This window comes from Nocardia anaemiae NBRC 100462 (genome assembly GCF_001612725.1).
Classification (GTDB): domain Bacteria; phylum Actinomycetota; class Actinomycetes; order Mycobacteriales; family Mycobacteriaceae; genus Nocardia; species Nocardia anaemiae.
The window spans coordinates 87,654-107,597 of the sequence record NZ_BDAZ01000019.1; the positions used below are offsets into that span (position 1 = coordinate 87,654).

At 65.7% G+C, this 19,944-nt stretch carries 15 protein-coding genes; 8 read left to right on the forward strand and 7 right to left on the reverse strand.

The genetic code is table 11. The features are described 5' to 3' along the window. Positions 1-99: 99 nt before the first annotated feature. Positions 100-741 (forward strand): GAF and ANTAR domain-containing protein, encoded by a 642-nt coding sequence (locus NA5_RS13635; RefSeq protein ID WP_157110385.1) that lies wholly within the window; start codon positions 100-102, stop codon positions 739-741. Position 742: 1 nt separating this feature from the next. Here the strand turns inward: NA5_RS13635 and NA5_RS13640 are convergent, their stop codons facing one another. After that, positions 743-1,504 carry a GAF and ANTAR domain-containing protein gene (locus NA5_RS13640; protein WP_062985644.1) on the reverse strand — a complete coding sequence of 254 codons (762 nt, stop codon included), beginning with the start codon at positions 1,502-1,504 and terminating at the stop codon, positions 743-745. Positions 1,505-1,833: 329 nt separating this feature from the next. On the opposite strand from NA5_RS13640, the gene NA5_RS13645 reads away from it, so the two are divergent. Together NA5_RS13645 and NA5_RS13650 are read left to right on the forward strand one after the other, a co-directional pair. Continuing rightward, positions 1,834-2,553, forward strand: coding sequence for a GAF and ANTAR domain-containing protein (locus NA5_RS13645; protein ID WP_063813362.1), 720 nt, complete (start codon positions 1,834-1,836; stop codon positions 2,551-2,553). Between the two features lie 328 nt (positions 2,554-2,881). Continuing rightward, positions 2,882-3,412: a sigma-70 family RNA polymerase sigma factor gene (locus NA5_RS13650; protein WP_245672219.1), complete on the forward strand. Its 531-nt coding sequence runs from the start codon at positions 2,882-2,884 to the stop codon at positions 3,410-3,412. 184 nt (positions 3,413-3,596) lie between these two features. Here the strand turns inward: NA5_RS13650 and NA5_RS13655 are convergent, their stop codons facing one another. Then, a complete protein-coding gene (locus tag NA5_RS13655) occupies positions 3,597-5,405 on the reverse strand; it encodes a hydroxysqualene dehydroxylase (protein WP_245672220.1) in 1,809 nt (602 codons plus the stop codon). Between the two features lie 76 nt (positions 5,406-5,481). Here NA5_RS13655 and NA5_RS13660 point away from each other — a divergent pair, with 76 nt between their 5' ends. The 4 genes from NA5_RS13660 to NA5_RS42180 all read left to right on the forward strand — a co-directional run bounded on the left by NA5_RS13660 (position 5,482) and on the right by NA5_RS42180 (position 8,983). After that, on the forward strand, positions 5,482-6,141 hold the full coding sequence (locus NA5_RS13660) for a TetR/AcrR family transcriptional regulator (protein WP_062985763.1): 660 nt from the start codon (positions 5,482-5,484) through the stop codon (positions 6,139-6,141). A gap of 58 nt (positions 6,142-6,199) precedes the next feature. Beyond that, complete coding sequence (locus NA5_RS13665; RefSeq protein ID WP_157110388.1) at positions 6,200-6,436, forward strand: hypothetical protein; 237 nt, start codon at positions 6,200-6,202, stop codon at positions 6,434-6,436. Between the two features lie 93 nt (positions 6,437-6,529). After that, positions 6,530-7,765 carry a tryptophan synthase subunit beta gene (gene trpB, locus NA5_RS13670; RefSeq protein WP_062985647.1) on the forward strand — a complete coding sequence of 412 codons (1,236 nt, stop codon included), beginning with the start codon at positions 6,530-6,532 and terminating at the stop codon, positions 7,763-7,765. A gap of 39 nt (positions 7,766-7,804) precedes the next feature. Further along, entirely contained in the window at positions 7,805-8,983 is a 1,179-nt protein-coding gene (locus tag NA5_RS42180) for a hypothetical protein (protein ID WP_063813355.1), read from the forward strand. Here NA5_RS42180 and NA5_RS13680 read toward each other — a convergent pair. From NA5_RS13680 to NA5_RS13695, 4 genes are all read right to left on the reverse strand, one after another. Continuing rightward, positions 8,927-13,177: a type I polyketide synthase gene (locus tag NA5_RS13680; RefSeq protein ID WP_062985648.1), complete on the reverse strand. Its 4,251-nt coding sequence runs from the start codon at positions 13,175-13,177 to the stop codon at positions 8,927-8,929. The genes NA5_RS42180 and NA5_RS13680 overlap by 57 nt on opposite strands. Further along, positions 13,174-13,440 carry an acyl carrier protein gene (locus NA5_RS13685; protein ID WP_062985649.1) on the reverse strand — a complete coding sequence of 89 codons (267 nt, stop codon included), beginning with the start codon at positions 13,438-13,440 and terminating at the stop codon, positions 13,174-13,176. Before NA5_RS13685 ends, NA5_RS13680 begins: the two co-directional genes overlap by 4 nt. 12 nt (positions 13,441-13,452) lie before the next feature. After that, a complete protein-coding gene (locus NA5_RS13690) occupies positions 13,453-15,120 on the reverse strand; it encodes a fatty acyl-AMP ligase (protein WP_062985650.1) in 1,668 nt (555 codons plus the stop codon). Between the two features lie 285 nt (positions 15,121-15,405). Then, positions 15,406-16,971 (reverse strand): threonine/serine exporter family protein, encoded by a 1,566-nt coding sequence (locus NA5_RS13695; protein ID WP_084484099.1) that lies wholly within the window; start codon positions 16,969-16,971, stop codon positions 15,406-15,408. Between the two features lie 147 nt (positions 16,972-17,118). Here NA5_RS13695 and NA5_RS13700 point away from each other — a divergent pair, with 147 nt between their 5' ends. Then, the gene (locus NA5_RS13700; protein WP_062985768.1) at positions 17,119-17,973 is read left to right on the forward strand and encodes a TIGR03619 family F420-dependent LLM class oxidoreductase; all 855 of its coding nucleotides are present in this window, start codon (positions 17,119-17,121) and stop codon (positions 17,971-17,973) included. Positions 17,974-18,000: 27 nt separating this feature from the next. On the opposite strand, the gene NA5_RS13705 is transcribed toward NA5_RS13700, so the two are convergent. After that, positions 18,001-19,914 carry a VWA domain-containing protein gene (locus tag NA5_RS13705; protein WP_062985651.1) on the reverse strand — a complete coding sequence of 638 codons (1,914 nt, stop codon included), beginning with the start codon at positions 19,912-19,914 and terminating at the stop codon, positions 18,001-18,003. Positions 19,915-19,944: the final 30 nt, after the last annotated feature.

Genomic DNA, 19,944 nt, shown 5'->3' on the forward strand with positions numbered 1-19,944 from the left:
AGAGTTCGTAGGAATGGTGTGGGGCAGTTCGATCAGTTGACCGATGAATTTTTGTCGGCCCTCGAGTTTCTGACGAAGCTGTCGGCCGAAGGCGGTGGGATGACCGCCCTGTGCGGCGCCTGTGTGCGGGTGCTGCCGGTGCAGCGCGCGGCGATTCTGATCCAGGAGCGCGATGCCGGACTGCAGCCGTGGGCCACGAGCGATTCGGTGGCCGCGCGGGTGGAGGCGGTGCAGGCCACCGCGGGGCAGGGCCCGGCCGTGGACGCCGTCGTCGCCGGTGTGCCGGTACTGGTCGCCGATCTGGCCGAAACCGATGTGCGGTGGCCGGGTTTCGCCGATGAGTTGAACCGGGTAGCGGTGGCCGGGGCGATGGTGGCGGGTTCGATGGTCGCGGTGCCGTTACAGCTGGGTGTGGTGCGATTCGGTGTGCTCGATCTGTATCGGGCCGAACCGGGCAAGCCGGAACCGTATGTGATTTCGGCGGGGCTGCATATCGCCGATCTGGTCATCACACAGTTGGTGGCCGGATCGGCGAAATCCGTACACGCCGCCGCGCAATGGTGGGATCAGCCGCTGACCAGTCGCACGATCCACCAGGCGGCCGGAATCGTGCTCGCGCAGTTGGACATTCGCGCACCCGACGCTTATGCGCGGCTGCGCGCCTATGCCTTCGCGCACGGGCTGTCGCTGGCCGAGGTCGCGGCGCTGGTCGTGGACAACCGGCTCCGCTTCGACGCCTGACTCAGTCCGTCGCGTCGGCGCGCAGATCGATGCGTCCCTCGACGATGTCACCGGCGATATCGGTGAGTCGCCGTCCGGTGGCGCGGGCGTAATCGCGCATGATCTGGAATGCGCGATCCATATCCCGGTCGCCGCGCTCGGCGAGCACACCCTTGGCCTGCTCGATGGCCACTCGGGTATTCAGCGCGGTCGGCAACTGCGCCTGGATCGTCGTACCCTGCGCGCGCAGCACATGGTGCGCGATGCCGACGGCCGCGATATCGGCGAGGATCTGCCCGATGCGCAGATCCAGCTGTCCGAGCGGCGCGGCCGAGTCGGCGAGGACCGTGAGCGCGCCGATGCTGTCGCGGTGCAGCCGCAATGGCACAGCACAGGCGCAGCGATACCCGGCGGCCGATGCCGTATGTGCGAACTCCGGCCACAGGTCCCCGGCGGCAGACAGGTCGGGGACCGATACGGCGGTACTGCTCCGATAGGCATCCAGACCGGGTCCCTCGTGCTGTAACAAACCGAGCAGTCGCGACGACTCGTTGGTTGAGGCGAGTACCTGTAGCTCACCGCGTTGGTCGGCTAGCAACAATCCGGCATCACTCGCGTCGGTGACATCGGTACAGGCCTCCAGTAGCTGCTGACATAGTTCGACAACGTCGAAATCGCTAGCCAGCGAGTCGACCGCGCGCACAAGTGACCGTAATAACTGGATCGAATCCGGCAGCGGCTCGGAGGATCGGTCGTGCTGCCGATCGTCGAATGGGGGCGCCATTGCAGTCTCCCGGTCGCGGTGATTGCTACTCGCCGCAATGCGGCACATTTCAACGGAGAGAATCCAGCGAAAATATGGCCTCACCGGGCGCATCATCGCGCACAGTCAGGCCGGGCATGTTGTCCATGGTGGCATCCGGATAGTGGTCATGTCGACCACTGCGGGACGGCCGGTCAACGGAATCCGATGAGTAGCTGGACAATTCAAGGGAGGATGGTCGTGACGAAATTGTGGTGTGTAACTTCGCTTAGCCATACCATGGGAAGGTCAGCAAGTGCGGCGCGGGACTTGAGGGGACGACCGACTTTCGCACGTGCGGGGTGATTCGGGTGTCTGACAACGAGGTGCTGGTCGCCGCGGCAGCGCGGCTCGCCGAACTACTACCGGCGATCGGTGACACAGCAGAGATGGTTCGCCAGCTGATGAACAGCGCGATCGTCGCGCTCGACTTGGTCGGCTGCACCGTCATGCTGATGCCGGACGAGACGCTCACGACCGATGAGAGCTCCCGGATGGCCGCCGCGGCTCCGGACGAGCTGGTGGCGATGGAACTCTGTCAGCATCGCAGCGAGCGCGGTCCAAGCGTGGACGCATTCCGGTCTGGCAAACCCATCGCGATCGACGATATCGGCCTGCACAGCGAGCGCTGGCCGGAGTTCACCGCCGAGGCGGTCCGGCATGGTCTGTCCTCGCTGGCCGAGATTCCTATGCGGGTCGGTGAGACCACGGTCGGCGCGCTCGGCCTGTACGGTCCGAGCCCGCGGGTGTGGTCCGACCAGGATCTCTCGGTGGGCGGACTGCTGGCGAGCATGGCGACCGGCCACATCGTCAATTCCCACATGCTGCGTCGTCAGCAGCGTTTGACCGCACAATTGCAGCATGCGCTTGATTCGCGGATCGTCATCGAACAGGCCAAGGGTGTGATCGCCAATGCCAGGCGGACGACGCCGGAGCTCGCCTTCGAACTGATCCGCACGCATGCACGCAAGAATCGGGTCGCCGTACATGCGGTGGCGAAGGGGATCGTGGAGCTCGGCCTGCGGGTCTGAGTCGACCCATTGCCTCCGGGAAAGTGCACGGGCACGTGCGCCCGCGGGGTAGTGTGGAATTGGATTATCGGCCCCAGTCCCCGGCCGGATCCCGTTCTCCGCCAGGTCCGTCCATGTCCTCGACGGTCTGCTTCGACGCTGCGTCATTCGTCGAAATCAATACGCTTGTCGCATCACTTGTTGTCTGGGGGCAATCGTGATCTTGCTCGTTTCATCTCGGTCCGAACGCAATTCGCATCGGTCTGAACGACTTCCAACCAGTCTACGGTCCGTCGCTCGTCCGGTTCGTAATCGGATTGATACCGAATCCGATGCTGTCGATGCCGAATTGGTACATCGCATCGGCGACGGCGATCAAGAGGCCTTCGCTCAGTTCTATCGCCGCACTCGCGGTCTGGTCTATCGCCGCGTGCTGGCGATCGTGCGTGACCGTGGGTACGCCGAAGAGACCTGTCACGACGTCTACCTCGAGGTGTGGCGCTGTGCGATCGGGTTCGACGAGCGCCGCGGTTCGGTGCTCACCTGGTTGCGCATGCTGGCCCATCGCCAGGCTGTGGACCGGGTCCGGCACGAGCGCGCCACCACGGACCACAATCACTCCTGGGGCAGTCGCGATTATCAGCCGCCGACCGATGTGGTGGCCGAGGAGGCGATGCGGCACGACGAGAGGGATGCCCTGCGTCGCAGCCTCACCCATCTGACCGCGCTCCAGCACGAATCCATCGCGCTCGCGTACTACTCGGGCCTCAGCTATCCCGAGGTCGCCGAGCGTCTCGGCGTCGGTCTCCCCACGGTGAAATCCCGGATCCGGGCCGGACTCGAACACCTGAAGACCGACCTGTCCGAACCGCTCAAATAGCGCCTGATCAGACTGCCCGCGCCGACTGTGAAAGACGCGCTGAGCGCGCCCGTGTAGTCCACGCGCGGGCAGGTCTGTGCGGATCGATCCAACGAGTCGCTATCCGGATCCGATTGTGTCGGTGAGGATGTCGGCGATATCAGCGCGGAATGATGCTCGGCGAGCTGCCGGAGGGTGAGAGGCACTAGCCGAGATCGAATAGATTGGGCTGACCGGCCCGATAACGAGCGGCGTCCATGTGACGGAACGGTTCGAAAGCGGGAATCGAATCGCGAGTGAAGAGTTGGGCGTGGGCGGCGGGGGAGTCGGCTGCGTCCAGCAGTGCGTTCACCGCGGTGCGGCCCGCCTCGTTGGCGCCCTCCATGGTCGCCAGATCGAAATTGGTCCGCACGTAGTCGGCGGCCAGGAACAGATTCGGGATCTGCGTGTGCGCGGTCGGTCGGTCGGCCCACGATCCGATCGTATTCACAAGCAGCGGTTCGTCATTCGTATTCCGTCCGTTCGCCCACTCGATGCCGGGATCGAGCATCCACTCGCGGACGATGCCGTCCTGCAACTGGATTCGGCCGTCGTCGTTCAGCGCCGCGGTCATCTGCGCCCAGGTCTCCTGGTAGATCTCGTCGCGGGTGCATTGTTTGGCGGTTTTGCCGAACAGAATGCCGGGGGTATCCCAGTCGGCGATATCGATGGTGAGGCCGTCGACGATCGATCCGTCACCGTATTTCGCGGCGTAATCGACATTCCAGAACACTCGCTGGGTATAGGAGGTCAGTCGCCATGGCGCGTCGAGATAGATGTTGTATCCCTTGCCGAGGTCCAGCTTTTCGGTGACGAACATCTGCATGCCGTTCATCCAGTCGACGGTCAGCGCGTCCATTCGGTCGAGTGCCGGATCCAGCTCGCGAATCTCCGGTGACCACAGCCCTCGCGCCCGGTCGGTCGGCACCGCGCAGACATACCAATCCGCGTCGAACACCTCGGTGCCGCCATCCGGGCGCCGAATGCGCGCACCACCGATGCGGCCATCGGCCACGACGAATTCCGCGAGCGCGTGACCGGGCCGGAATTGCACACCCATGCCCTCCAGCAGCGCGATCCACGGATCCAGCCAGGCCTCGTTGGTCGGTCCGTTGAGCACCTCGTAGACCTTCGGGCCGCCGGTCAGCTCCTGTAGCAGTGCGATGAAGAAGCCCTCCATCATGTTGCCCATGGTCCTGGTACTGGCCACATATTCCTTGGCCGCCACCAGCGCTCGGGTCAGACCCGTGGCGGCCAGCGCCTGGAACTGTGCCGATCTGCTCGCCGCGCCGACATAATCCCACCAACTGACGTACTCCCATTGGCCGAGGCGACGCTCCTCGCTCGACGTCAGATAGGTGACGACCCGCCCGGCCATATACATGGCCTCCGGCAGCGGAACGAGATTGTTCTTCATGAACACCTCGACCAGGATGCGCTGCAACCCCTCCGGTGTGAGCGCCTGCGCGGGATCGAAGTAGAACCCGAACATCAGCGGGAAGCCGTCGGGCAGATTGCCGGAGCGCGGGTAGCGCGGATCGCTCACCGAGAACGGAATCAGATTGTCGTACACCGACTTTCGGGTACCAGGCAGCGGAATCCGGCGCATCGTGTCGTGCACGTGGTGATAGAACGAGGTGAAACCGCGCGCGCCGTGCTCGCCGGGGAGCGGCGCGCGGCCGCCGATTCCGGTGCCCGGCAGCGGAATCGTGCGGGACTTGCCGCCGAGTTCCTTGCGATCGAAGACGGTTACCGCGAAGCCGCGTTCGGCCAATTCGTGCGCCGCGGTGAGACCGCCGATGCCCGCGCCGAGGACCGCGACGGTATTGCGCGCCGGGCCCTTTCGGCGTCGCGGCCTCGGCTCGGCCGCCGCGATTCCGGTCGATGTCGCCAATCCCGCGGTGCCCGCCACCGCGGCCGCGCCGCGCAGCAGCAACCGCCTGCTGATCTGGTTGTCCCGATGCTGAGTTGTCACTGCACGACCCCTAAATCTGACTATCTCGATCGTCATATTTATCAGATCGCGGGTCGGGATGGGAGACAATGCGAAGATGACGTTGCAGCGACGCCCGGTGCGGACCTATGGCGGTATCGGCGCGGAGGACCGAGTCGCGGCGCGGCGCGGCAAACTCCTGGAAGCCGGGCTGGAGCTGTTCGGTACGCGCGGATACTCGGCGACCGGCGTCAAGGATCTATGTCGCGCAGCCGGATTGACCGACCGGTACTTCTACGAATCGTTCGCTGGTACCAAGGATCTGTTCGCGGCGGTTTTCGACCATGTCATCGATGAGTTGTTCGCGGCCGTTGCCACGGCGGTCGAGGCGACCGAGCCGCGCGGGACCCGCAAACTGCGGGCCGGGATCGGCACGTATCTCACCGCATTGGCCGAGGACCCCCGCAAGCTGCGCATCGTTTTCGTCGAACCAACCGCTGCGGGTGCCGAATATCGGATGCGCGAGGCGCTGTGGCGCTTCGCGCGATTGGTCGCGGCCACGGCCACCGAGGCGCGGCCGGATGTTCAGCCGCCCGCGGAGATCATCGATATCTTCGCGCTGTCGGTGGTCGGGATGCTGGAGCGGGTGATCGTGGAGAAGCAGGGCGGCCGGTTGGATGTGCCGATGGACAATCTCATCGATTATTGCGCGGCCTTCGCCGGAGCCTCTTTGCGTGCGGCTTACAGCGGCGAGATCGCCGGGCGGACAACGGATTAGCCAGCTGGCCCACATCGAGGTGCATCTGAACGATCCTGAACTGGAACAGGAATTGACCATGGCGCTGGACGAGCTGTGGGACGATGCACCTGCGCTGCGGGATCCGCTGCAACAGCGAGCCGTCGAACAGATAGAAGCCGGTCGCAGTGGTTTGGCGCGAGTATTCGGATTGGTGAAAACGGACCGGTTCGGCCGGTCCCGCGAGCAGGGGAATGACGCTGGCCATCGGCGACAACATCTGAACTGGCCGTTGCACCGAACTGCCGATGCGGTGAATTCCGAATCGGAAACCTAAAGAGACTGTTAACTAATCCGTAGCGGACGCGCGCCGCGCGGCGAGTCGAAGTAGACAGATACTGGGGACTCGCGGCAGGAAGCGTTGGTGTGGATGGTTATTGATCAGGTCTTGCGAGGCGCATTGCTATCGAGCACACTTCCGGACGAGCGCGGGCGCTTCGGTGAGTTCGGCGGCAGGTATGTACCCGAAGGACTGATGGCGGCGCTGCTGGAGTTGGAACAGACCTATGCGCTGGCACGGGCCGATGCCGGATTCCGTGACGAACTGCGCGAATTGCTGCGCACCCGGGTCGGCCGTCCGACGCTGTTGCATCAGGTGCCGCGCTTCGCCGAATTGCTCGCGGTGCCGGGCGTGCGGGTGTATCTGAAACGCGAGGATATGACGCACACCGGTGCGCACAAGATCAATAACGCACTGGGCCAGGGCCTGTTGGCCAAGCGGATGGGCAAGACCCGGATCATCGCCGAGACCGGTGCCGGTCAGCACGGAGTCGCGGTGGCGACCGTCTGCGCGATGCTCGGCATGACGTGCGTCATCTATATGGGCGCGCACGATATGCGCCGCCAAGCTTCCAATGTCATGCGGATGACGCTGCTCGGCGCGCAGGTGCGTCCGGTGGAGACCGGCAGTCGCCGACTCAAGGAGGCCATCAGCGAATCGGTGCGCGATTGGGTGTCGAATCTCGACACCACGCACTACCTTTTCGGTACCTCGGCGGGACCCGCGCCGTATCCGATGATCGTGCGCGATCTGCAGACCGTCATCGGGCGCGAGACCCGACTGCAGATTCTGAAATCCGAAGGCCGACTACCGGATTACCTCGTGGCGTGTGTCGGCGGCGGCAGCAATGCCATCGGCCTTTTCCATCCCTTCGTCGATGAACCGCAGGTCCAGTTGATCGGTGTCGAGGCAGCGGGGCTCGGCGTCGAAACCGGTGATCACGCGGCCACCCTCAGCGCGGGCAGTCCCGGCGAAATGGATGGCGCCTACAGCTATCTGCTGCAGGACGACGACGGACAGGTCACGCCGACGCACAGCATCGCCGCCGGGCTGGACTATCCGGGCGTCGGCCCGGAACTCAGCTACCTCAAGGACACCGGTCGCGTTACCTACCGCACCGCCACCGACGCCGTGGCTCTGCGAGGTCTGGACGCACTCACCCGCACCGAAGGCATCATTCCCGCCCTCGAATCCGCCCACGCCGTCGGCTATATCCTCGAACTGGCCGAGCGCGGTGGGCTACCCGCCGATTCGATCGTGGTAGTCGGCCTTTCCGGTCGCGGCGACAAGGATCTGGCCATCGCGGCGGAGCGGTTGGTCGGATAGCCGATTCGCGGATCGGCTGGGCCATGCCAGGATGACCGAATGACGAACGCCGCGAACCGAATTGCCCAGCAAACGGTCGAGCTGATGATGGACTACGGCCAGTTCTGCATAGACGGCGGTTTCGGTGATCCGGATGCCGAACTCGACCTCCTCGATCAGGCATTCGCGCACCGACCGTGCGCGGGCGACGGTACCGCGCTGCTCGTGCTGAGCCCGCATCAGAACAACTTCGAGATGTCGATCACGGTGCAGGTGTGGGACGGCAGGCCGCCGAACGATCGCGATGGCTGGGAGCAGGTCTGCGAGGCTCGGCTCGGCGTGGATTCCGATGGAGCGCTGAGTATTTCGTCACCGCCTGGTTACTGGGCCGACCCGTGTCCGGTTCCGCCCGGTGATTATCTGATCGAAGTCAGCGGACGCGGGTTCGTGAGCTACGGATGGCCGGGGACCACGACGCCCGGTGATATCTGGCGGATCCGGTTGTGGCCCGACGACGGTGGTGATCTCCTGCCGCATCGGCAGTGGGATATGCCCGGATACGGCATCCCGGAAAATGTGCCGATATCCGAAACCACGGCGGCGGATTTCGTGGATGAGGACTGGGTTGTCCTGATGGACTCCAAGGGTTCCCGACGCATCCGGGCCACTGACCTCGAGGCGGAAGTCGCGCGCACGGAATGGGGTGGCGAACCGATACCGGAACTGCGCGAACATCTTTCTACCGCGGAACTGGCACGCTTCGATCGCCCGCTCGCCGAGACGATCGCCGCCATGGATGAGCCGACCCTGCGGCGGCTGGCTCGACGGTGCGCGGTCAAGGCCTGCGAATTGGCTGGTATCGCCGAAAGACCCTGGGTGGCATCGGCATTGACGGCGTTACGCGAAGGGCGACCACTACCCGCGCCGTTCGATGACATGGCGACCGCCTTCGCGCGTCTGGACCAGGAGGAGTTCGGACCTGCCGAGGACAGCTCGCGGCAGCTTGTCGCGACCTTCGGCGCGTCGAGGCGTTTCCAGACGAATCCCTTCGATATCGGTCCGGTGCATCGCCCCCACTTCGCATTGAGCGTCATCGAGCACGCGATGGATCCGGACGCATTGACCGCGGCGATAGCAGCGCTGCATACCGCCGCGGTCACCTTCGGCGCCGATGCCCCGGTGCTACTCGCCGAAATCGGTAGTGAGTTCGGCTCGGTCAGCCGACCGAAGCAGGGCTGACTCCTCGGCGAGAACCTTCACCGTGTCGCGAATCTGGTCCTCGGTGTGACACGCTGTAACGAAGAAGCGCAGGCGGGCAAGGTTTTCCGGGACCGCAGGGTAGAGAATCGGGTTGACATTGATGCCGCGGCGCAGCAGCGCGTTCGACAGTGTCAGCGTCCGCATCGAGTCACCGATGATGCACGGAATGATCGGGGTATCCGCGCTGTCGCCGGTGTCGATACCGGCGTCGCGAGCCAAGCGCAGGAACAGCTCCGCGTTGCGCCGCAAGCGATCCAGCGGCGTGCGGTCGGCGCGCAGTTGGCGGATCGCCGCCGCCGAGGCGGCCGCGTTCATCGGAGTCATGCCGACGCTGTAGACGAATCCCGGCGTGGTGTATTTGAGGAAGCGGATCAATTCGGCGCTGCCCGCCACGTACCCGCCGCACCCGGCCAGTGCCTTCGACATGGTGCCGGACCACAATTCGACATCGCCGCGATCGACGCCGAAATATTCGCCGATCCCGCCACCACCGGCGCCGAGCACACCGATGCTGTGCGCCTCATCGATCATCAACAGCGCCTGATGCTTGCGCTTGACCTCGATGATCGCGGGCAGATCCGGAATATCGCCGTCCTGGCTGTATACGCCTTCGATCAGGATCAGCACGCGGCGGTACTGGTGCCGGATCTCGGTGAGCAGGCGGTCGAGTGCCGCATGGTCGTTGTGCGGGAACGGCCGCCGCGTCGCGCCGGACAGTTTGCAGCCCTGCAGGATGCTGTCGTGCGCGAGGCTGTCGTGGATCACCAGATCCTGCGGGCCGACGATATGGCCGATGATCGTGACATTCGTCGAATGCCCGCCGACGAGTGCCATCGCATCCTCGGTGCCGAGCAGACCGGCGAGTTCGGCCTCCAGTTCGCGGTGCACCGGCTTCTCGCCGGAGAGCACGCGGCTGGCCGAGCACGAACTGCCGTAGCGGGCGACCGAATCCTGCACCGCCGCCACGACCGCCGGATGACCGGACAGGCCAAGGTAGTTGTAGCTGGAGAAGTTGAGCACCGGCGCGCCGTCGATCAGTGAGGTGTCCCGGGTGACGCCGTCGTTGACCAGGAAGTACGGATTCGACAGTCCGAGCGCCTCGGCGCCGGAGAGCCGATCGGCGATCGCCCGCACCTCGGCGAATTCGGAGATCCGATACTCCGGTGCGACGGCGACGCGTTCCGGTTCGGGTTCGGGCGTGGGCGCACCGGTGACCTGAGCAGCGACATAGCCGATGACATCACCGAGTGTCGTCGCCGCCGTGAACCAACTCGGATCGATGCGCAGTCCGGGAAGTTTGCGGACGAGTCCGCCGAACAGGTCGGTGAGCATGATCGAATCGAGTCCGAGGCCATCGGTGATCGTCTGGTCGTCCCGCAGTCGGTCGGCCGGGAAGCCGCTGACCCTGGCCATCTCCGCGCGCACCATGCCAGCGACCGCCTCTGGGGCGACGGCCGTCCGCTCGATATCCGGCAGCGGTGTCCGGACGTCGGTGGATGCCGTTGCGATACTTGCCAATACGGCTGCCTGCTCGCGGAAGAGTGCGATCAATTGATCCATAGTGGTTGTTGCCTCGGGGGGTGTGGAAGTCGTGGTTTGGGTGCGTGGTTCGAGCCAGAATCGGTGTGCGGTCGAGAATTCGTAGGTGGGCAGGCGGTGACGGACTCGTTGCGCCGGTCCGTAGAGCTGATCCCAATCGGGGGTGAAACCGTCGCGGTACAGCGAGGCAACGGTTTGCGCGAATTCGGCGCCCGTCGCACCCGGTCCCGGGTTCGGCACCAGGCAGCGCGGTGTCATCTCGGGCCGTATCCGGCCGACCAAGGTGGTCAGGATGCGGCGCGGGCCGATCTCGATCAGATGGCTGGGCTCGGTGCCGAGCGCGGCCTCGACCGCATCGGCGAAACGTACTGTGGCACTGATGTGTTCGGTCCAGTACCCGGCATCCATCATTTCGGACTCGTCGAGCAGGCGGCCGTGCACAGTCGAATAGATGGGAAGGCTCGGCGGCCGGTAGCTGCAACCGCGGGCGACGGCCTCGAATTCGGCCAACATCGGTTCCATCAGTGGACTGTGGAACGCATCGGATACGTTGAGCGCCTTGGTAGTCACCCCGCGTGCCTCGAGCGCGGCCCGGATCCGGTCGAGCGCGGCGCCGGGACCGGAAAGCACGAGTTCCGCGCCCGCGTTGACGGCGGCGATCGCGACCATGGGTTCGTCCGCGATCAGATCGGCGACCGTGTCCGCGTCGGCGCGCACGGCGAGCATCGCGCCGCCCTCCGGCAGCTGCTGCATCAGCCGACCGCGCGCCACCACCAGTCGACAGGCGTCGTCGAGGTCGAAAACTCCCGCGACGGCCGCTGCCGCGAATTCACCGATGCTGTGCCCGATGAGCCATGCGGGCCGCACGCCCGTGTCGGCGAGTGCCCGGGCGAGCGCGTATTCCATCGCGAAGATGGCGGGTTGGGCCAGCTCGGTGCGGTCGATATCGGTGCTCTCATCGAGCAGCAGGTCGCGCACCGATCGATCCAGGTATTCGATCATGCAATCGTCGACTGCCCAGAGGGCGTGCTGGAACGAAGGGTTCGCCGCCTCCAATGCCCTTGCCATGCCAGCGAATTGCGAGCCCTGACCGGTGAACATCCACCCGGTGTGGACCGCTTGTGCCACACCGACTTCCGGATCGTCCCGCAGGCGGGCGATGGCTTCGGCACGATCGGCCGCGACGACTGCGAGTCGAGTGCGCCCCGAGGCTTTGACCTGGTTACTGGTCCAGCACAGCTGCGCGAACCGGTCCTCGGGCGCGGTCGTCAATGCATCGGCGAGACGAAGTGCGTTGCGTCGCAACCCTTCCTGGTCATTCGACGACAGCGTGAGCACACCACCACCGGGCGCCGCCGCAGCTGTCTTCGCGGGTGCGCTCGCCAGCACGATATGCGCATTCGTGCCACCGATCCCGAAGCTGCTGACCCCGCCGAGCGCCGGTCCGTGCAGCGGCATCGGTTCGGCGACCAGGCGCAGACCATGCTGACTCAGCCGCAGACGAGCGTTTTCCTGCTCGGCGAATCTCGTCGGCGCGACCACACCGTGGTGCAGACCGAGCGCGACCTTGATCAGTCCGGCGACGCCGGCGGCGCCCTCGGTGTGGCCGAGATTGCCCTTGATCGAGCCGATGCCGCAGGGCTGCGCGCGGTTCGATCCGTGCAGTGCGCCGAGCGCCTTGACCTCGATCATGTCACCGAGAATCGTTCCGGTGCCGTGTGCTTCGATGAAGTCGACGTCCTGCGGCCGTACTCCGGCGCGCTGATACGCCTCGCTGATGACCTGCTGCTGTGCCCACCGGTTCGGCGCGGTGATGCCGTTGCTGCGGCCGTCGGAGTTTACCGCGCTGCCCTTGATCACGGCGTAGACCGGCAGCCCCTCGGCCACCGCATCGGCCAGACGCCGCAGCACGAGCACGGCGACACCCTCACCGCGCACGATTCCATCGGCATTGCCGCTGAACGGTTTACAGCGGGCATCGGGCGCGGACAGGCCCGCCTGGGTATAGAACACACCCACGGCCGGAGTGAGCACGAGGTTCACGCCACCGGCGACCGCCTGATCGCATTCGCCGGAAGCCAATGCGGCGCAGGCGAGATGGATCGAGACAAGCGATGAGGAACAGGCGGTGTCGACCGCCATACTGGGACCGCGCAGATCGAGCTGATAGGACAGCCGGTTCGCGGTCATGAAGTAGCCATTGCCCGAACCGTGCTGCGGCGTGATCGCGGCGTAATCGCTCATCTGCAGATTCGCCCACTCGTTGGCCATCACGCCGACGAAAACGCCGGTGCGCGAACCGCTCTGGGTCCGCGGATCGAGCGCGGCATCCTCGAAGGCGCGCCAGGTGGCCTGCAGCAGCAGGCGCTGTTGCGGATCCATCGCTTCTGCCTCGCGCGGTGCGATGCCGAAGAATTCGTGGTCGAACGCGTCCGCGTCGTCGAGGAAGCCGCCGCTGCGGGTGTTGATGGTGCCGGGCGCACCGGCCGGATCGTGGAAGTCGTCGGCGTGCCAGCGGTTCGCGGGCACCTCCGAAATCGCATCTCGTCCGTCGAGCAGCAACTGCCACAGTGCGGCGGGATCGGGGGCGTGCGGGAATCGGCAGTCGAGGCCGACGATGGCGATATCGGTCATGCGGCTTCGGCGAGTTCGGCGGTCAGGTAGTCGGCGATATCGGCGATGGTGGGGTACTCGAACACGATGGTCGGGTCGAGATCGAGCGGCCACCGGTCTTCGATTTCACCGCACAGGCTCACCGCCGAAACGGAGTCCATGCCGAGTTCGGCGAGCGGGACCGTCGGATCCACCTCGTGCGGGGCACGGTCGGTGTAGTCTGCGACGCGGGTCACGAGCCAGTACTCGATGGTCCTCGGGCGGGATGCGGTGGTGGTGAACAAATTCGCTCCTGTTCAGACGGTCAGTGACCGACGCAGTGCCGGTTCGAGATCTTCGTGCAGGACACCCTCGATGCGGTGTTGCAGAAACGCCGTGCGCATCGAGCCGCGCTGCACCTTGCCGCTGGTGGTGCGATGCACCGCGCGGCGTTCCACGAGAACGACATTCGGCGCGGGCACATCGAAACCGCGCGCGACGGCGGCCTTGATCGTGGAGGTCAATTCGGCGAAGGTGGTGTCGCCGAGCAGCGCGGGCTGCACACCCTGCACCACGAGCAACCGCTCCCGACCGCCGGTGTCCACCGACACCGCGACCCCGACGCTGCCCGCGAGTGCGGGATGCAATTCGCGCACCGAATCCTCGATGTCCTGGGGATAGAAATTGCGGCCGTTGATGATCAGCAGATCCTTGCGGCGGCCGGTGACGAACAACTCGCCCGCGCTCAGCAGGCCGAGGTCACCGGTGCGCAGGTACGGCCCTTCGGTGTCGATATAAGCCTCGAAGGTGTCCCTGGTTTCCTCCGGACGGTTCCAGTAGCCCGCCGCGACGCTCGCGCCGCGAATCCAGATCTCGCCGATCGACTCGTCCGGCACCGGCTCTCGCGTGTGCGGGTCGACGATGCGAATGTCCAGACCGCGTGCCGCACTGCCGCATCCGACGAACCGGGCACCGTTTTCGGTATCGAAGTAGACCGGCGCCGCATCGATCCCGCCACCGGTGGCCAGCAAGGTCACCTCTGCCAGACCGTAGGCGGGCAGGAAGACCGACGGGCGCAGCCCGGCCGGTGCGAATCGCTCGAGTACTGCCGCCAAGGTCCGCTCGCGCACTGGCTCCGCCCCGCTCATCGCGATCTGCAAGGTGCTCAGATCCAACTCGGCCAACTGCTCGTCGCTCACCCGCCGCACGATCAGGTCGTAGGCGAAATTCGGGGCAGCGGTCAGGTTCGCGCGGTAGTCGTGGATGGCCCGTAGCCAGCGGACGGGACGCTTCAGGAACGTCGTCGGCGCCATGAAAACCAGATTTCCGCCGTGGTAGATCGTCCCGAGCAGCATGCCGATGAGGCCCATATCGTGGAACTGCGGAATCCAGCTGACGCTCGTCATGGAATCGTCGATTCCGAGTTCGGCGATGGCGGCCTCGTTGTGCAAGAGATTGCCGTGCGTCACGACCACGCCCTTCGGCGTACCGGTCGAACCCGACGTGTACTGCAGGAAGGCGATCGTCGCGGCATCGATGGCGGGCATCCGCCACGCATCGGGATCGCCGAGCGGCCGGTCGGTGGCGAGCACGGTTGCGGTGGTCGCCGCCGCGACGAGCGGCTGCACGTCCTCGGTCGTGAGCACCAACTGGGCACCGGAGTCCGCGATCACCCCGGCGACCCGGCGCGCGCTGCGCTCGTCGTGCGGCAAAGGCGCGGGTACGGCGATGACACCGGCATACAGGCAGCCGAGGAATGCCCGCAGGAACGCTATGCCGTCGTGGTAGAGCAGCAGCACCGGCTCGGCCGACTCGGGACGTGTCGCCAACCAGGCCGCGAGGGCCCGTGCGTCGCGATCGAGTTCGCGGTAGGTGACGCGCTCCTCGACCAGTTCGCGCCCGGCTTCGCGCAGGTAGATGTAGGACCGAGTATCCCCGTATGCACAGACCTGCCGCCGGACGTGATGAACGTAGGTCGGCTGCATAGCTGGTATTCCTCCGGGGGCATCGGGAACGGGAACACGGATAACTTTCCGGTGTTCGCGCCCCGGAGAACAGGAACCTCAGGGATCGCCCAGCAAACCCGAGGGTGAGCGAATCTCACCCTTGGTGGCCGCAGCAGTGTCCGACTCCGCTGGTCCAGAGCCTGCCGTCGGTGCTGTTGGTCGTCAAGACGATCGGCGCGGTACGCGCGGGGAGGGTGCGTACTGAGAGTCAGCTCGGGCGCCGTGCTGGGAATTCGGCGGCGAGTTCGGCGAATACCGCGGTATTCAGCGCGAAGGCCCGCTGTCCTTCGTCGAGCGACCGGATTCGCGACGATGCGGAGGGCGCGGCAATCGGCGTCGGTGCACGATGACCGGTCGGCGGATCGAACCGAATCGGCTCAGGATCCGCGGTCTGCGCACGGTGCGGTCGAACCACTCACCGAGGGTGACACCCGCGGCCAGCGCACAGCCGACGCCGACCGCCGCGAGGACTTGATTGCCTCCGATCAACAACTCGTCGTTGAGCAGGGCATAGAGCCCGCGATACACCTTGAGACCGGGCAGCAGCGGGGTGATGCCCGCGAGCGCGACGACCAGCGGGGGAGTCAGCGCTCGGCGCGCCATCAGACCACCGGCCAGACCGACCAGCGTCGCGGCGACCGCGGAGGAGATCACCGGACCGAAGCCGAGATGCTGTACGAGCAGAAAACAGATCGTGCCCGCCGCACCGCCGAACGCGGCCGCGGCGAGCGCGCGGCGTTCGGCGTAGCAGGCGAGTGCGAACGCCAGCGCGGCCACCGCACCGGCCGCGATCTTGATCGGGAGATCGGTGATATCGCGGCTCGAGGTCAGATAGACCGGTGGGATCGTGGCGCCGAGGATATCGCCGATCCGCAGTGCCATCGCGATGCCCGCGATAATGCCACCGGTCATCATCATGACCTCGAGCATGCGGGCGGTCGCGGTGATCGGCGCGCCGGTTATCGCGTCCTGCACCGCACCGACCAGCTGTAATCCACTGAGCAGCACGGTGATTCCGGCGGCGATGACCAGTGTCGGGTCGACATCGATATGCAGGGTTGCCGCCAGGGTGGCCAGCAGCAGCGCCGGTGTCGCCGCGACCGCGCCGCCCACCACGTGCTGGAAGAAGAACGGCAGACCGTAGCGATTCAGGACGCGATTGACACGGTCGATGGCCAGGGTGGTGCCGAAGCTGACCGCGGCGACCAGCCAGCCGCCGCCGAGCAGTGCCGCGATCGATGCGGCGAGCAGCGACCAGCCGAAGGTGGCGACCCAGCGGTGGTACGGATGCGGCGCTGAGGTGATCGCGTCCAGGCGGGCGCGCGCGTCCCCAGGTGGGACGACCTCATTGCGGATGCGGCGGGTGAGCCGGTCGACCGCGGCGAGGCGGGTGAAGTCCAGGGATCGGTACTTGACCACTCGCATGCTGCTGGCGGGCGGGAGCAGTGGACCGCGGTCGGCCCAGATCCTGATCGCGTCATAGGTGACGTCGATATCGCAGCGGGCCAGACCGTAGGTGGCGGCGATGAAGCGCACCTGCGTCATCGTGTCGTTGACGCCGGTACCAGAGGCCAGCACCACCTCGCCCACCCGCACGGCCAGATCGAGCACCTCGGCGACGCGGGCATCGTCGGTGAGATCGATCGGTTGCAGCGGCGTCGGCGCGGCGACGATGTGGTCGGCGGTGGCCGGACGGTCGGCGACCAGCAGGTCGACCGCCTGTTTGACGACCGGAACGCGGGGCGCTCGCAGGAAGCGCAAGCGCGGCCGCCTGGCCGCTTGATCGCCCGGGGCGGTGTCGTCTCCTCCTGGAAATGTGTCCGGACCCATGAGCGCGACCGTAGTCAACCGAGGCCGGGGTTCGCATCCATGGTGGTCCGAGGCACCCTCTCGAGGGCCGGACGGTTGTCCGGACACTTGGTCGAAGCCGCCAAAAGTGATAGAACTTGTTCTAATTTGCAGATGGGAGCGTGCACGGTGCGGTACGGAATTGTGTTGTTCACCAGTGACCGGGGCATTACGCCCGCCGATGCGGCCGCGGCCGCCGAACAAGCCGGATTCGACGCCTTCTACGTGCCAGAACACACCCATATTCCGGTGGTTCGAGCGGCGGCGCATCCGCGCACCGGGGATGCGAGCCTGCCCGACGACCGGTATCTGCGCACGCTGGACCCGTGGGTCGCGCTGGCCACCGCGGCGGCGGTCACCAGCCGGATCACGCTGTCCACCGCGGTCGCCCTGCCCGCCGAACACCATCCGATCACGCTGGCCAAAACGCTCGCCTCGCTGGATCATCTGTCCGGCGGTCGAGTCAGTCTCGGCGTCGGCTTCGGTTGGAATACCGACGAAATGGCGCACCACGGAGTGCCCGCGAATAAGCGCAGGACGGTGTTGCGCGAACATCTGGATGCCATGCGCGCATTGTGGTCGGAGGAGGAGGCCAGCTTCGCGGGGCAATTCGTGAATTTCGGGCCGAGCTGGTCCTGGCCCAAGCCGGTGCAGAAACGGATTCCGGTGATTCTCGGTGCGGCCGGGACCGAGCAGTCGTTCACCTGGCTGGCCAAGAACGCCGACGGCTGGCTCACCACCCCCACCGAGGACGGCCTCGGAGCGAAGATCGAACTGCTGCACCGGGTGTGGCGCGAGCACGAGCGCGAAGGCAGCCCGGAGATCATCGCACTGGCCGGACGGCACGATGCGGCGCAGCTCGCGCGGTGGGCCGAATTGGGTATTACCGAGGCCGTTTTCGGCCTGCCGGATCGCGATGCCGATGACGTGCGCGCATACCTGAGCCGTCTCGCCGGGAAGCTCGGTCTCGAAGCAGCCCGCTGATACCGAGCGGTGTCGGCGGGCTTTCCGCTAACCGCGTCGCCTGCGTGCTACGAGCAATCCGATCAGCACACCGGCCACGCCGATGATCGCGACGCCGATCACACCGATCGCGATCAAGCCGGTCGACGAATCCGATTCGGACGCCCTCGATTCCGCCACCGCGGGGGCTGCACCCGGCGTGCGGCTCGTCGGCGTCTTCACCCCGGTGGAATTCTCGCCGAAAACGCCATCGCCGATGGTGCTCGCGTACGTCGGACCGCTCTCCTTGGTGTCGGTGACGGTGAGATCCAATTGCACCGACACCGGGTGGTTTTCGCCCTGTTCGAAGGTCGACCCGAGTTTGACTGCGATGTAGTACCAACCGGCCACCGCCTCCCGCCGTGACTCCAACTGGTCGGCCTTGCGGTTGTTGTACCGAATCGGCACGGTGGCCATCGGCTTATTCGCCGGAAGGACACCCTCGGTGCCGGTATAGGCCGAGAAGTCGGAATCGATCTCTTCGCGGATCGGACTGTAGAGGCTGGTCCGGATATTGGAGAGATTGTCGAGTCCGCGACCGCCGTTGGCCCCGAACCGAACTCGATACGCCAGGCCCTGACCCCAGTCCAATCTGACGCGATAGAACACGAATTCACCCGGCTGCAGCGTATCGGTGTAGCGACCGCTGCCCGACAGCGTACCGGCCACGGTGAACGATGACCCGCCGGATACGGGTGTACCCGCACCGCTCGGTTCGACGAAGGTCGTCGGTGGTGCGACGGCAACCGGACCGGCGCCGGTCACCGCAGGTTCGATACCGACGATCAGTTCGACCGGAAGTCGTTCCGGCACACCGGCGGACACCTTCTCCCAGGTCAATTGGAAGTAGTAGCGGCCGCCACCCTTGCATTTATCGGAGCCGCTGTTGCCCTTGCGTTCCTTGGTCGCACCGTCGAAAGCCTTGGCCACCGTGAGTGCGGCGCCGTCGCTGGATTTGGTGGAGAGCTCGGATTCGAAGACATTGCAGTCCTCGCCGTCCGCGCCGAAGATCCGCATTTGCAGCGTGTTCAGATCATCGGTGGCGGAGATATCACGCAGTCGCGGAAAGGAAAGGGTGCCACTGAAATATGCCGTCGCACCCGCCGGGACATCGACTGCCCAATACCGCTTTTCCCGCTGTCCGATGGTGTCCAGATACTGGCCCGGGGCGGCGACCGGTGCCGCGCCGTAGGTGGGTGCACCGGTGATCGGTATGCCGACGGCCTGGTAATTGCGCAGGGCGGCCGACGATATGCGCGGTAGCGTACGTTCGAGTGCGGGACCGTCGGCGGCGTCGCTGTAGGTACCGCCGGTGGCCTGCGCCATGCAGGTCAGCTGGGCGCGGGCCTTGGCGTCGACGGCGAATCCGATGGTGTGCACGATGAGATCGAACCCCTGTTTTTTCAATTCGCGGGCGACTTCACAGGGTTCGGGCGGGGAGCAGGTGTCGTCGCCGTCGGAGACCAGGACGATCGAGCGCGGTCCCGATTTCGGCAGGGTCTCGGCGGCCTGGCGCAGTGCGGTGCCCATCGGCGTCCAGCCACTGGCCTTGATTCCGTCGACCGCGCTGGTCAGTGCGATCCGGTCCAGGGTTTCGGGTTTGTGCAGCACCCGGACGTCACGGCAACCCGATACCTTCTCCGCCTCGGTATTTCCCGTGTTCGTGCCATAAACGGTCAGTCCCACTTTGGATTCCGCGGGTGCGGAGCCGACGAAGTTCCGCACGGCATTCTTGGCGGCATCCATCATGGTGCCCGCCGGATCGGGGCGCTGCATGGAGCCGGACGCGTCCAGAATGAGCATGGTCGGCGCATACTGCGGGTTGCCCGGACTCTGCTGTGCCTGCGCGGGCAGCGCCGCCACGGCGAGTCCGATCAAGCCCGCAGCAGCGGCAGCGGTGAGTCGGGTAAAGCTTCGGGTCATCCTCGCCATTCGCCTCCTCTGCCTATTTCG